The following is a 545-nucleotide window of genomic DNA, read 5'->3' as shown; positions in this document are numbered from 1 at the left end:
AGGTCGGCCTCGTCGGGGAAGGCCGGGGGCTCGGAGAGGTTGTTGGAGGGGAGGTAGGACAGCAGGGCCTTGACGTATTCGAAGGCGTCCTTCTCGTCGGCGGCCATGTAGTGGGCGACACCGGAGGTGGTGTTGTGGGTCCGGGCGCCGCCCAGGGCCTCGAAGCCCACGTCCTCGCCGGTGACCGTCTTGATCACATCGGGTCCGGTGATGAACATGTGGGAGGTCTGGTCGACCATGACCGTGAAGTCGGTGATGGCGGGGGAGTAGACGGCCCCGCCCGCGCAGGGTCCGACGATCAGGCTGATCTGCGGGACGACGCCCGAGGCGTGGACGTTGCGGCGGAAGATCTCGGCGAACAGGCCGAGGGCGACCACGCCCTCCTGGATCCGGGCGCCTCCGCCGTCGTTGATGCCGATGATCGGGCAGCCGGTCTTCAGGGCGAAGTCCATGACCTTGACGATCTTCTCGCCGTAGACCTCGCCGAGTGAGCCGCCGAAGATCGTGAAGTCCTGGGAGTAGACGCAGACCGGGCGGCCGTCCAC

General features: G+C 67.3%; 1 protein-coding gene. It reads right to left on the bottom strand.

Features of this window, described 5'->3' with window-relative positions; all coding sequences use genetic code 11:
• Window positions 1–545 (bottom strand): carboxyl transferase domain-containing protein (locus BBH68_RS38830; protein WP_281182524.1); only part of this gene is annotated, 545 nt, incomplete at both ends.

It is taken from the genome of Streptomyces sparsogenes (genome assembly GCF_001704635.1).
Lineage (GTDB): Bacteria > Actinomycetota > Actinomycetes > Streptomycetales > Streptomycetaceae > Streptomyces > Streptomyces sparsogenes.
The sequence above is the reverse complement of the archived record's forward strand: the minus strand, read 5'-3'. Positions and strand labels throughout refer to the sequence as shown.